This is a genomic window from Pseudoalteromonas sp. JSTW (assembly GCF_013423925.1).
Lineage (GTDB): Bacteria > Pseudomonadota > Gammaproteobacteria > Enterobacterales > Alteromonadaceae > Pseudoalteromonas > Pseudoalteromonas lipolytica.
In genome coordinates this window covers 2,492,445-2,505,535 of the sequence record NZ_CP058972.1, presented here as the reverse complement: position 1 = coordinate 2,505,535, position 13,091 = coordinate 2,492,445, and the positions used below count along the sequence as shown (strand labels likewise).

At 42.0% G+C, this 13,091-nt stretch carries 13 protein-coding genes; 5 read left to right on the top strand and 8 right to left on the bottom strand.

The window, feature by feature from the left end; genetic code table 11:
• Nucleotides 1-16: 16 nt before the first annotated feature.
• Together GZH31_RS11405 and GZH31_RS11400 are read left to right on the top strand one after the other, a co-directional pair.
• Nucleotides 17-868, top strand: coding sequence for a universal stress protein (locus GZH31_RS11405; protein ID WP_180311002.1), 852 nt, complete (start codon nt 17-19; stop codon nt 866-868).
• A gap of 118 nt (nt 869-986) precedes the next feature.
• Nucleotides 987-3,119, top strand: coding sequence for a TonB-dependent siderophore receptor (locus tag GZH31_RS11400; RefSeq protein WP_180311001.1), 2,133 nt, complete (start codon nt 987-989; stop codon nt 3,117-3,119).
• 66 nt (nt 3,120-3,185) lie between these two features.
• Here GZH31_RS11400 and GZH31_RS11395 read toward each other — a convergent pair whose 3' ends face one another.
• Together GZH31_RS11395 and GZH31_RS11390 are read right to left on the bottom strand one after the other, a co-directional pair.
• The gene (locus tag GZH31_RS11395; protein ID WP_065978586.1) at nt 3,186-4,043 is read right to left on the bottom strand and encodes a GyrI-like domain-containing protein; all 858 of its coding nucleotides are present in this window, start codon (nt 4,041-4,043) and stop codon (nt 3,186-3,188) included.
• 231 nt (nt 4,044-4,274) lie between these two features.
• A complete protein-coding gene (locus GZH31_RS11390; protein ID WP_074988980.1) occupies nt 4,275-4,415 on the bottom strand; it encodes a DUF2986 domain-containing protein in 141 nt (46 codons plus the stop codon).
• 214 nt (nt 4,416-4,629) lie between these two features.
• Here GZH31_RS11390 and GZH31_RS11385 point away from each other — a divergent pair, with 214 nt between their 5' ends.
• Entirely contained in the window at nt 4,630-6,063 is a 1,434-nt protein-coding gene (locus tag GZH31_RS11385; RefSeq protein ID WP_230235588.1) for a dipeptidase, read from the top strand.
• A gap of 51 nt (nt 6,064-6,114) precedes the next feature.
• On the opposite strand, the gene GZH31_RS11380 is transcribed toward GZH31_RS11385, so the two are convergent.
• Nucleotides 6,115-6,543 carry an OsmC family protein gene (locus tag GZH31_RS11380; protein ID WP_036966864.1) on the bottom strand — a complete coding sequence of 143 codons (429 nt, stop codon included), beginning with the start codon at nt 6,541-6,543 and terminating at the stop codon, nt 6,115-6,117.
• Between the two features lie 36 nt (nt 6,544-6,579).
• Here GZH31_RS11380 and GZH31_RS20030 point away from each other — a divergent pair, with 36 nt between their 5' ends.
• The gene (locus GZH31_RS20030; RefSeq protein WP_257473656.1) at nt 6,580-6,702 is read left to right on the top strand and encodes a hypothetical protein; all 123 of its coding nucleotides are present in this window, start codon (nt 6,580-6,582) and stop codon (nt 6,700-6,702) included.
• 81 nt (nt 6,703-6,783) lie between these two features.
• Here GZH31_RS20030 and GZH31_RS11375 read toward each other — a convergent pair whose 3' ends face one another.
• The 4 genes from GZH31_RS11375 to GZH31_RS11360 all read right to left on the bottom strand — a co-directional run bounded on the left by GZH31_RS11375 (nt 6,784) and on the right by GZH31_RS11360 (nt 10,568).
• Nucleotides 6,784-7,926, bottom strand: coding sequence for a N(5)-(carboxyethyl)ornithine synthase (locus GZH31_RS11375; protein ID WP_036966867.1), 1,143 nt, complete (start codon nt 7,924-7,926; stop codon nt 6,784-6,786).
• Nucleotides 7,927-8,179: 253 nt separating this feature from the next.
• A complete protein-coding gene (locus tag GZH31_RS11370; RefSeq protein ID WP_074988977.1) occupies nt 8,180-8,326 on the bottom strand; it encodes a DUF2256 domain-containing protein in 147 nt (48 codons plus the stop codon).
• A complete protein-coding gene (locus tag GZH31_RS11365) occupies nt 8,316-9,812 on the bottom strand; it encodes a cryptochrome/deoxyribodipyrimidine photo-lyase family protein (RefSeq protein ID WP_118844486.1) in 1,497 nt (498 codons plus the stop codon). The genes GZH31_RS11370 and GZH31_RS11365 overlap by 11 nt, the downstream gene beginning before the upstream one ends.
• Nucleotides 9,813-9,968: 156 nt before the next feature.
• Nucleotides 9,969-10,568 carry an FMN-dependent NADH-azoreductase gene (locus tag GZH31_RS11360; protein WP_036966872.1) on the bottom strand — a complete coding sequence of 200 codons (600 nt, stop codon included), beginning with the start codon at nt 10,566-10,568 and terminating at the stop codon, nt 9,969-9,971.
• A gap of 185 nt (nt 10,569-10,753) precedes the next feature.
• Here GZH31_RS11360 and GZH31_RS11355 point away from each other — a divergent pair, with 185 nt between their 5' ends.
• Complete coding sequence (locus GZH31_RS11355; RefSeq protein ID WP_180311000.1) at nt 10,754-12,679, top strand: S9 family peptidase; 1,926 nt, start codon at nt 10,754-10,756, stop codon at nt 12,677-12,679.
• 26 nt (nt 12,680-12,705) lie between these two features.
• Here GZH31_RS11355 and GZH31_RS11350 read toward each other — a convergent pair whose 3' ends face one another.
• On the bottom strand, nt 12,706-13,089 hold the full coding sequence (locus tag GZH31_RS11350) for a hypothetical protein (RefSeq protein ID WP_036966879.1): 384 nt from the start codon (nt 13,087-13,089) through the stop codon (nt 12,706-12,708).
• Nucleotides 13,090-13,091: the final 2 nt, after the last annotated feature.

The window sequence follows — 13,091 nt, the reverse complement described above, 5'->3', positions numbered from 1 at the left end:
TTTGGAGGGAGTGGCAATGGAAAAGATATTCGCCTGTATTGATGGTTCAACTATCACCAGTGCAGTGACAGAGGCTGCTATTTGGATAGCCAAACGTACTTCGCACCCCATACGTTTTTTACATGCGCTAGAGCCTCCTTTGCAACAGGGTAGTGATGACCTAACGGCGATTATTGGCTTAGGTTCGCAAACATCATTACTTGAACAGCTTGCCAAACTTGAACAAGAGCGCAATAAAGTCGCTGCTCAACATGGCCACTTACTGTTAGAGGAAGCTGTAAAGAAAGCTGAGCATGCAGGGCTGACCGCTGTTGAAAAACAACAGCTTTCAATGAATTTAGTCGATGCGTTACTGACACACGAAGACAGTGCCAGAGTAATGATTATTGGCCGCGCAGGAAAAGGACACGGTGATAATTTTAAGATGCTAGGGTCGCATATCGAAACCTTAATTCGTCAAGTTCATACTCCTGTGGCAATTGTGCCGCCGCAGTTTCATGCTCCCACTAATTTTATGCTGGCTTACGATGGCAGTGACAGTACTGACCAAGCAATAAGCCAAATTATTAAAGGGGGGGTTTTAAAAGGCTTAGGTTGTCATTTAGTCATGGTCGATAAGCATGATGGTCATTGCCAAGGTAAGCTGGACACCGCATCGGCACGCTTAGCAGAGCATGGGTTTAATGTGAGAGCACGCATGCTCGATGGCGATGTATATGAGGCGTTATGGCGTTACAAAAGCGACCATGCCGTTGATCTTATGGTGATGGGGGCATTTGGTCACTCTAAATGGCGACAATTCTTTTTGGGCAGCACCACATTAAAAATGCTTGAAGATAGCCGTATTCCGTTGGTGGTATTACGCTAGTATTTTTTGTGTTCTGTAAGTTTTGGCTGCGCAGCGGGTGCGACAATATGTCACGTGTTCAGCCAAATTAATGCGTTTTATAATCGGTTTATAAATTAACTTTTTATTTTATAGACTTATGAACACGCATTTAACTCCCCCTCGTTTTTTAGTTACTAAAGTTGCTGCATTGATTTGCGCTATTTTAAGTGTCTCTGCTGTTGCTGATGATTCGATTGAAGTGATCGAAGTGCAAGGTCATGCCCAAAATAGTCATCAATTGCTTGGCTCTGCCGATTCACTGTTATCTGATTTAGGCGTTGATTTTTCAGCGGCGGGTGGTGTATCAAGCTTACCTGTATTAAATGGCATGATGGGAGACAGGGTTAAAGTATTAGTGGATGGTGCGGATGTCACTGCGGCGTGCGCTAATCAAATGAACCCACCCTTGTCCTATGTCTCTGCTAATCAAGTAACATCGTACAGTGTTGTTGCGGGGGTATCACCGGTTAGCAGCGGGGGCGATAATATTGCCGGGGTTATTCGTGTGAATACTATTGCGCCCGAGTTTAGCGATTCGGAACAGCTCACTTGGCGCTCAGGTTATACCACCGCACAATATAAAAGCGTTAGCGACAGCCAAGCCTATGGGCTAGGTATGGGTATTGCGAGCAACAATGTAAGCGTGTCTTATCAAGGCAGCTTTGAAGAGGCTAACAGTTATAACGATGGTCATGGGGAGCGCGTACTCGACACGTTATATCGTGTGCAAAATCATGCATTAACAGGTGCTATTCGTGATGACAAACAGCAGGTTATAGTAAAATTTAGCCATCAAAAAATTCCCTATCAGGGTTTTCCAAATCAATACATGGATATGACGGATAACACAAGCTTTGGGATGGTGGCACAGTACCAACGTGATCTTGAAGAGGGCGCATTACATGTACAAGTAAATGCCCACGACGTGAAGCACAAAATGGGTTTTTTTAGTACAGAGAAACCCGGCATGATGCCTATGAATACCGACGCACAAGACTACAGTTATCAGTTGCACTGGCGTTTAGACTTATCTGCAGAATCGTCACTTTTGTTTGGGCACGAATATTACAGTTATCGTATCGATGATTGGTGGCCTGCTGTTGAAGGGTCAATGATGATGGGGCCGAACGAATACGTAAATATTAATGATGGTAAACGTAATCGTCTGGGTGCATTCGCAGAGTATGAAAGTCAAGTTAATCAAGCATGGTGGCTGTCGGCAGGCATGCGTATTGAACAGGTAACAACAAATACAGGCGACGTACAAGCCTATAACAAAGGGGCTATGGGCGGTGTGGGTCATATGAACTCAATGATGGACACGTCAAAAACCGATGCACAGGCTGCGATGGAATTTAATCAGCGGGATCGCAAACGTGACGATACTTTAGTTGATATTAGTCTGCTTGCACGCTACCAAATAAGTCGCAATGATGAGCTGCAATTTGGTTTTGCCCGTAAAAACCGAGCCCCTAATTTATATGAGCGTTACAGCTGGGGTGTTGGCACTATGGCAAGTACCATGATTGGCTGGTTTGGTGATGGTAATGGCTACATTGGTAATCCTGATTTAAAAGCCGAAACCGCTCATACGCTAAGCGCTAGCTACACTAAGCTGGCAAAAGATGATAGCTGGCAAATAACGGCGAATGCCTGGTACACGCAGGTAAATGACTATATTGATGCTGAAGTGACGCAAAGCTTTAACCGCACTGACAGTGCTCATACCAAGCGACATATTCTTACTTTTACTAATTTAGATGCGACGTTGTATGGGCTAAAATTAGCAGGCCTTATTGAGCTGTATAATTCGAAGCAAGCAGGTAAATGGCAGTTAAAAGGAGCGTATACCAGCAATTATGGCGAGCGCGATGACAGCCACGAGGATTTATACCAAATTATGCCATGGCACACAGAGCTAAGCCTTGAACACGCATACAAAGGCTGGGAAAGTACCCTGAGTTGGCAATGGGTTGACAGTAAAGACAAGGTGGATGAGCGCCGATTAGAAAACCAAACCGATAGCTATAATTTATTAGCTATCTCAAGTAAAAAAACATGGCAAAATTTAACCTTTAAGTTAGCAATTACCAACTTACTTGATGCGTATTATCAGCAGCCACTTGGCGGAGTGAACATTGCTAATTATAAGCACGATATGCGCACTGGCTTTGAGCAGCTAGCAGGACAAGGTCGCTCCTATAATGCCAGTATCAGTTATCGGTTTTAGGCAAGGGGTTTTGTATTTGTAGGCGCGATGTCAAATCGCGCCTACAACCTGCTTACACGCTTCGTGTCACTTAATCGGCAAATAAATATCAGTTTGCAAATCACATTCATCCACCTCATGAATTAAATTGAGGTAATGAAAGAAACACGGAAAATCACGCACTTCTTCACCACTTTGTGGTAGCCACTCGCGGTATAAATAATACACTGTATCGCTAATCGTATCGTGTGAACCATTATGGCGCACTACGGCACAGCGTCCCGCTGGGATCTCGCCATTTCTGACTCCTTGTGGGTTATCAGGAATTGGCTTGGTAATGCTGCCGGCAAAGTCAAAACGAAAGGCATGATCTTCAGTTGTTGCAGGGTCACTGTATGGAATACCATAGGTGTTGCTGGTTTTAACCGGTGATAATCCTGAGCTTTTTCGCCAGTCAATAAAATGTGCGGCGGTATTCATAAGGGTATTTGCAGCGCCTTGATGGGTTAATAAAGCAACGGGCTGGGCTTTTAAGTCGACAATGTTTACATTCATAAAACAGTCCTTTTTATCAGGTAAAGAAAATTCAAACTGAGAGTGCCAGTTAGGCCAGTTTGGTTTGCTTCTGAATTCACTAGGAGACTGTGTAAAAGTGCGTTTAAAGGCGCGGCTAAATGCCTCTGGGCTATCAAACTGTGCTTCGAGTGCAATATCAATCACTTTGACTTGATGCTCAAATGCTAGTCGAAATGATGCACGTTTTAAGCGAGCAAGTTGCGTGTACTTAGTCACACTGACTCCCACTGAAGCGGCAAATAAACGGTGAAAATGATATTTTGAACAACAGGCTACATCACTCAAAGTGTCGAGTGATAAAGAGTCATTGAGATGCTGACTAATATAATCACAAACATGCTCAATACGTTGTTGTTGCTTCGTTTTCATGATGACTCGTTAATGCTTATTCAGAAGTGTGTTAAGTGTGTCATGACCCTTAAATGGTTACCTGATTGAAATTGCGCATTTTGAGTTTAATTGATATTGAGTAAATAGGTAGCGTGCTAGCAGGTGTTGCTTTAGGGCAAAATAAAGACGCGCTAAAGCACGACCTAAAAATAGCGGGGATGAGATGTGCCCCAGGTTTATGCTAAAAAATTATGTGATGTAAAATCGCGGCTACATCTCATTTTCTTGTTGCGCTAGTTTTTCACGCTCAGCTTTTGAAACATACGCAGGCTTACTGCTTTTGTGTAATTTAGCATTGGCGCGTTTGTCTTTTTGTTTCAGTTTAGTGAAGATCTTTTTTCTACGGTTCATGGTACTTTGTAAGTTATGGGATAGGCCAGTCAGTATTGTACAGAGCAATTGCTCAGAAGCCGAGCAGTTTTCGTCGCACAAGAGATATCATGTCGCGATTATAACCGTTACAATCAAGGTCTACTTGCGAAAACCTTCTAAAACTCTGGAGCTTATCTTGAAACATTCATTACTTGCTGCATTCTTATTTAGTGCCTTTTCTGGTCAGGCTGCCATCGCTGAACAAAGTGAACAACTGGCTAACTATGCGGTCGAGCGCTATCAACAAGCACAAATTCATACCCTCGAAAATCTAGTTTCGTATCCAACGGTCAATAAAGAGGGCCTAGCTACGCCCGATAATCCAGACTTTATTGGCTTTAAATCATTTTTAAAAATGAAAGCGGCGCAGTTTGGTTTTGATTATCAAGATTTAGGCTACACGGTATTAATAGGCATGGGCAACCAAGCTGAGAAAGTAACGATTGTTACGCACGGGGATGTTCAACCTGCTGATGCCAGTAAATGGCAACAAAGCCCGTTTAAAATGGATAAAACCTCTGAACCTGGAAAGCTGATTGCCCGTGGTACTGAGGATGATAAGGGCGCAATTGCCACAGCACTCCATGCAATGAAAGCCATTAAAGATAAAGGGGTTACTCTAAATAACCGTATTGAACTGATGGTATACCTTGCTGAAGAGTCGGATTGGGCGCCACTTAAAGAGTTTATGAAAACCTACCAGCAACCTAAGTATGCGGTGACGATTGATGCGTCGTATCCGGTCGTAGTGGCAGAAAAAGGCTGGAGTTTAATTGCGCCAACATTTTCAGCCACTTCAGCGCAAACAGGCTTATATGTCACTGATTTAAAAGGCGGTGCTTTTGTAAGTCAAATACCAGAAGATGCCAGTGTGTTAGTGCATAATGCGGATGCCGCGACTGTGGCAAAATTACACGATAACGTTGGTAAACTTAAAAACGTGAAAGTGGCGATAAAAGAACAAGAAGAAGGTTTATTGGTGCAAGTAAAAGGGACCTCAGCTCACTCGTCTGAGCCGGAGTCGGGCGAAAATGCCATAGCGCATCTTGCTGAAATATTTAAAGGACTAGACCTTGAAAACAACAGCGACGGTCAAGCAATCGAGTTTATTAACCAGTTAATTGGCCTTGACTTATATGGCGCTCAGTTTGGTGAAATTGCTTATCAACATGATTTTATGGGGCCTATGACTGTGTCGCCAACATTGTTATCACGTGATGGGAATGAAATTAAGCTGTCGGTTAATATGCGTCGCCCTGTCGGAAAGCAAGAAGACGTATTAAAGCAGCAAATTAATAATGCGCTGACTGCGTGGCAAACACGTAATAACGTGACATTAAAAGACACTGATATTGTTATTGGCACGCCTATGCTGTTAGACAGCGCACCGCATGCACAAGCTTTATTGGATATTTTTAAGCACTTTACGGGTGATGAAGACGCGGGGTTTGTGTCGATTGGCGGGGGCACAAATGCAAAGCTGTTTGATAATGCTGTATCGTTTGGGCCATCAATGCCAGGTAAAAAATACACGGGTCACTCAGAACATGAGTTTATTACTGAACAGCAATTAGCGCTGAATTTAAAAATGTACACCGCGATGATGATAAAGCTCGGAAATATGTAATCATTTGCAAACGTAAAAACGCCACTTCAATGAAGTGGCGTTTTTGTTTAGTTAATTTAATTTTTGGCTAAGGGAAATTTCTGCATTCATCAGTTTTGATATAGGGCAACCTTGTTTAGTTTGCTGGCACAGCTCGTTAAACGTCTCTTCAGAGATATCAGCTATTTTTGCTGTTACCTCAAGAGCGATGTGGCTGACCTCAAAACCATCATCGACTTCATCAAGACTGACGGTGGCTTTGGTTGTAATATCATCGGCAGTAAACCCTGCTTCTGTTAATGCCAGCGACAGTGCCATACTGAAGCAACTACTGTGTGCTGCTGCAACTAATTCTTCGGGGTTCGTACCAGCCTTGCCCTCAAAGCGGGTATTAAACCCATACGGTTGTTTATCTAAAGCACCGCTTTGGGTACTAATACTTCCTTTACCTGATTTAATGTCGCCAGACCAGCTTGAATGTGCGGTTTTTTTAATCGTCATAGTCATCTCCTTTGTAATTATTTCGGCGAGTGTGAAATGCTTTCATGGTTTTCGCCGAAAAAGTGTCACTTACACGATACGTTGCAACTTAAAGGCCAAGGTGACTGTGCACAAGCCGTTTGCTATGAACAAGTTAGTATGGCGTTAGCTGATTGGTAAGACGTTATTTTGCTGTTTGCGTTCAACTTAAGTTGGGGCAATTAACACCACATAAAAATAACGTCGATTTATTTTGTAAATTTAGAGGACCTGATAGGGCGATGTTAACTGGCGGTTTTGGAATGACAAAATAGCCTTATTTTTTACTATTCCGTTTTCAATATTGATGGCGCGTCGAATTGTTTCATCTTTTTGCCATTGCGCTCTTCCCGCTAACACGCTGGGTAGATAAACAATTAACGCAGCAGAGATTGAACGTGTTGCACTTTCCCATAAATAGCTAGGCGTGTGGTCAACAGCGTAATAATCAATGGTTTTATAACGAAACATTGGTTCGGCAAATGACGTGGGTTTAGCAAAAAAGAACCCCATACCTTCATCGCAACTTACATCTATAATTAAGCTATTCGGTTTAAGGCAGTCAGCCTCTGACTCAATCACAAAATGCACTGGGTTCGCTGTTTCTTGAAAAGTGCCATTAACAATAATATCGGCTTCACTAATGAGGTCGATTAAGGGTCTGTGTGTTCCGTCGTGTTCTACGACCATCATCCGGGCTTCTCCCTCAGAGCCTTGACGTACTTTAACGTAATGACAGTTTAAAACCTCTTCACGAACTTCATGATCAGGGCGTTGAATACAAATTGTAATGTCTCTAAAACCATGAGCTTGTAACGCATAAATTGCCCCACGACTAACTGCACCAAAACTAAAAATAACGGTTTTGCGTTGATTTCCGTAATGACCGTCAACCCCTTTTAATTGCAATGCATGGATAACGGCGCAGTAACCAGCCATTTCGTTGTTTTTATAAAAAGTGTGACGACCCGCATGCCCATTTGGTGACCAAACAAACATATCTTCAAAGGCTATTAAGGTTAATTTTCTATCTAATGCTGCTTGGGTAATATCGCGTTGTTGAACACAGTGAGCATACCCCCACAGAGTCCCGCCTTCTTTTAATTCGTTTAAATCGGCAAGAACGGGTTTAGCGATAATCACTGTACCAAGGTCTTTTAAAAGTGCGCTGCGAGAGGCGATACCACCTGTAAGCGCTGCGATTTCATCATCTGTTATATTAAAGTCTTTTCCGTAGCCTTGTTCAAAAATAAGCTGCTTTCTGTGTTCTTCAGGAATCCGTTTTAAGTGCTCTGGGTGAATAGGGTAACGTCGTTCATCTGTTTTGCGTGAAGTGCCAATGACGCCGATCTTTAATTTATTCATGCTACAACCTTGATTATATGTTCATTAACGCATGTGTTAATAAACTTGAAAAGGATTCACAGGCAAGCGAAAGCCTACGCTGTAAAGTGATGCATAGTAAAAGGTGTTAATAAGTGCTGAATGTTAAGCAGTGATAAATCAGGATTTTAACGTGCTATGAGTAACACGTTGGTTGTGCTGTAGTGTGCGCACACCGTGAGTATAACAGGATAACTGTTTGCTTTGTGAGCTTTAAGCCTCCTTTTAAATTGTTTTATTCCGCTTTGTTTTTAGTGTATTTACAACGTTCTGAGCAGTATTTAACGTGTTGCCAGTCTCGTTGCCATTTTTTACGCCATGCAAAAGGGCGCTGGCATACAGGGCATATTTTTGTCGGTAAGTTCACTTTTTTATGTGCCATTGTGTTGCCTTTGTAAACTGAGGATGTGCTTTTTGAGTACCGCTCTGGCACCATGTTTTACATCATCACGCTCTCTAAACGCCCACAACCTTTCGCGGGCTTCCTTCGCTGCTTGCGTTAAATCCACCATGGGCTCAGGGTAATCTTCACCCAATTTAAAATTATTAAATAACGCTTCCATTGGTGGCTGTTGCCATGGCTGGTGGATATATTCGATGGGTAAATTACTAAGCTCTGGGCACCATGTTTTAATAAATATGCCGTCTGCGTCTTTATCTTCAGATTGTTTTATGGGGTTGTACAGTCGAATCGTATTAGTGCCAGTGACAGAGGCTTGCATTTGTATTTGAGGATAGTGAATCCCGGGCTCAAAATCTAAAAAGTAGCGCGACAATATAAGACTGACACAATGCCAGTGAATATTTAAATGATGGGTCATAAAGCTGACTAGCATCGCCCGCATTCTAAAGTTAATATAGCCTGTAGCTGCAAGACATCGCATACAGGCGTCAATAAGCGGGATGCCTGTGTTGCCGTGTTCAAACCGTGATAGGTGCTCGCTAACCTTGTCGTCATTTCGATAGGGGTAGTGTTGATACGCAGGATTTTGCGGTGCGAACTCCATGCTGCATTGAGTTTCAAACTTTTGCATAAAATGACAGTGCCAATGCAATCGTGATTCGAATGCATGCAGCGAACGGCGCCAACTCGAAGGGCGTTTGGGTAAGTAGTATCTAAGAGTTTGATACACTTGACGAAGGCTTAAGTTTCCCCATGCTAAATAGGGTGAAAGACGTGAGCACGACTCTTTGCTTTTTGATGGGCTCGAAATACCTTGTTGATAGCTCTGAGCTCTTGTCTCTATAAAGCTTTTTAATACGGCTCTGGCTGCGTGGGGTCCTCCGTGCTGAAACTGCTCATCATTTGTTTGATACTGTTTTACATGCTCGCAAGCACTGTAGCCCGAAGGTAAAATAGCATTAAAAGAATGCCAGTTAGGCGTGATTAAAGGTTGCTGCATCACGGTTTGCCAATGCTGCTGCCAATCAAATTGCGCTGGCCGTGCCCTTACTACTGCGCCTAAGGGCGTTTCATGCCAAACAATAGCTTTTTCTTTGAGCCATTTATGCACTGCTTTATCACGTTCAAAGGTATTGAGTAAGCCAATTTCTTGATGACTGTATATGGCCTTAATATCAAACTCATTAGATAAAGATTCAAGCAAGGAGATCATGTCTTGATTGTAAATTGCAATTTCGGCTTGTTGTTTTTTTAGCTGTGCATTGAGATCACATAATGACTGATAAACAAATCGCCAGTGACGGTGGCTATAATGAGGATCATCTAACAAAATTGGCTCAAAATTATAGATAAGCAAACAGGGTAAAGGTGAATCGGCGGCCTGTGCGAGTGGTGCATGATCAGAAAGCCGTAAATCACGTTTAAACCATACTATATTGATTTTTTGTTTCCCTGCAGTGGGCATAGCTTGATAGTTAATTGCTTGAACACGTGATTGATACGTATGAGAACGCAGATATGATTATTCAAGAAGAGAAATAGTTGATTATGGCGAGGCGTACGATTGAATGGCTTTTACTAAAAGTAAAAGCGGCCACTGTCATCGTGGCCGCTCCATTTTTTATAGGTTATCTGTAAATGAACTAATTTGTTGCTCTGCAGCTTGCAAGCTTTGCTCTGCTCCCGGCATTGCTAAGCCTTCGGCATAGATAAAGTTAATATCTGAGATACCCACAAAACCAAGTACATCTTTTAAGTATTTAGTTTGTGTATCCATGTCGGTGCCTTGATATATACCGCCACGAGCAGCGAGTACAACGACTTTTTTGTTTTCAAGCAAACCGACAGCGCCTTGCTCTGTGTATTTAAACGTAATACCAGCGCGTGCGATACGGTCAATCCATGCTTTGAATGTTGATGGAATACCAAAGTTATACATAGGCATACCAATAACAATTAATTCGTTATCAGTAAGTTCTGCAATTAACTCGTCAGAGATAGCCGCCAGTGCTTTTTGCTCGTCGCTACGTTCGTTAGCGTCAGTCATCCATGCTGCCATTTCTGTTTGCGTTAAGTGAGCAATAGCATCGTTGCTTAAATCGCGAGTGGTGACAGCAATTTGTTGTTTGCTTGATAGTTGCTCAACAAATAGCTGGCTAAGTTTAGTCGAATTACCTTGTTCACCATTTAAAGATGAATTTAACACAAGTACTTTTTTCATCATGTCACCTAAGAAACTGAATTGATGTAACGATTATAATGAGGGTATGAATGAAATAATAATGGTAAAAATTGAGTGATACGTTCGCTTTAATAGAACGGTTGCAACGCTGCTATAATTTCTGTTCGCATTTTTTAAATGCTTAATGTTATGCTCATTTAACAATTTTAAAAAAGGACTTTTATATGAAATACTTAATGCTAAGTATTTTTGTAGTACTGTGCTTGACTGCTCGCGCAGAAGAAAAGCCGTCACTGTCTGTTGAATCATTTGCTTCATTAAGAGCTACCAGCCAGGTTAAATTGTCACCAAGTGGCACGCACTTATCCTTTATTCGTAATATAAAAGGTGAGCTGGTGTTAATGGTGTATAACCGCAAAACACAAGAAGCTGTTCCCATTATTCGCGCTGATAATCATACGATTTTCTTTGATTGGTATACGTGGGCAAACGATGAGGTATTACTTCTCGGTGCACGCTATATACAACGTCAAATTGGCGGCCCTAAATATTCATCTACTCGCCTTTATGCGTACAATATTAATGATAAAGGCAAAGCAAAGCTTGCCATTAAGCCTAACTATGGACGTGATGAACGCCAACCCCAGTTTGCTGATCAAGTTATAAGTTTTTTACCTGACAAAAAAGATAAAATCTTGATTCAAGGCGACTTTGAAATAGCAAATACACCGGGAGTCTATGAGCTCGATCTTAACACGCTGAGAAAGAAAAGGGTTCAACGCGAGCGCAGCAAAGTGACCGATTGGATAGCTGACCGTCAAGGAAATGTGCGTATTGCTCGAAAAATGGATGAAGATGAATTTGAATATTTCCTGTATGACGAAGGTTCATTAGACCGCCGCTCATTATTCAAATTTAAAGCATTTAGCCAAGAGAGTGTGACAATATTAGGCTTTGATAAAGACCCCAATATTATCTATTTTAAAGCGCTTCAAAATGGCTATGACGCATTATTTAAAATGGATTTAACCACGAAAAAGCAAGAGCTCGTTTTTAGTGATGATAATTACGACTTTGATGGAGGGATTTTTTACTCTCCTCTGACGGGCGAAGTTGCAGGGTTTACTCATTCAAATATTGAAGAAGGGATCCGTTATTGGGATGACGATTTAAATAAGCTGTATACATCACTGCGTGCGGTATTACCGGCTGATAAGTTTGATATTGATATAATCGATACCAGTGAAAACCAGCGTCAATATGTACTTTACCTGACAGGTGATGGAAGCACGGGAACATATATGCTTGGTAACCGTGACACCAATGAACTCACCGTGTTCGCCAGCGCGTACCCAGACATTGATGACCGTGTTTATTCAGGGAAAGAAAAAATTAGTTATAATGCACGTGATGGTTTAACGATTGAAGGGTACTTAACCTTGCCCGTGGGCTATAAAGAAGGGGATACGTTACCAACAATTATATTCCCTCATGGGGGACCTATGGCGCGTGACTACTCAGGTTTTGATTATTGGACTGCTTTACTTGCATACAATGGGTATGCCGTTTTACAACCGAATTTTAGAGGCTCAAGTGGGTATGGCCATGAATTTGAAATGGCAGCAGTGCAAGGGTTTGGTAAAAAAATGCAAGATGATTTGCAAGATGCCGCTCTTTGGTTAGTTTCACAAGGTATCGCTAATAAAGATAAAATTTGCATCGGCGGTGCAAGTTATGGTGGTTACGCCGCGTTGATGGCTGTTGTTAAGCATCCTGAAACATTTACATGTGCCGCGAGTTTTGCGGGTGTCACCGATTTAGAACGCATTGTGAGTAAAGCGCGTTACTTTACAAATAAAGAAATTGTGCGTAAGCAATTTGGTACCGACGACGATGAGTTGGCAAAATACTCACCGGTTAATTTTGCAAAGCAAATTAACCGTCCAGTTTTGCTCGTGCATGGTTCAGACGATAACGTTGTGCCTGTTTATCATAGCCGTGAGATGGAAGATGAGCTGAGCGATGAAGGAAAAAATGTCACGTATATTGAACTCGAAGAGGGAGATCATTATCTGTCACATCAGCCTTATCGTATTACAACATTAAAAGCGTTTTTAGATTTCTTTGATGAACATTTAAAAAGCGACTAAAAAAGGCGACTTAGGTCGCCTTTTTATTAATAAGCTAACTCTGCATCAATATTTCTGACTAAGTTTGAAACCCAGTTAATGTATTGGCGGTGAATTTTATCGCCATCATAATCTAAGTTGATTGAGTCTTTGTAATCAATTGAGTACTCAGTGGCGTTGTAGTTAATATCAACACGCAGCTGGTGCTTTCTAATATCAAGCTTTCCTAATATTTTACCGTCTTCGCTCGCGCGACATGTCCAGCCAAGTTTCATACATGCTTTGAGAATATTTGTTTTAACGCTGTCAGCAGTGTGTGTTTTATTGGCGGTTTGTGGGACAGGGTTACTGTCGAAGTTACGAATAGGTACACTTGTACTGCACGCTGATAAAACAAGTGTAGCCGCAAGTACTAAGCAGAGCTTTTTCATGA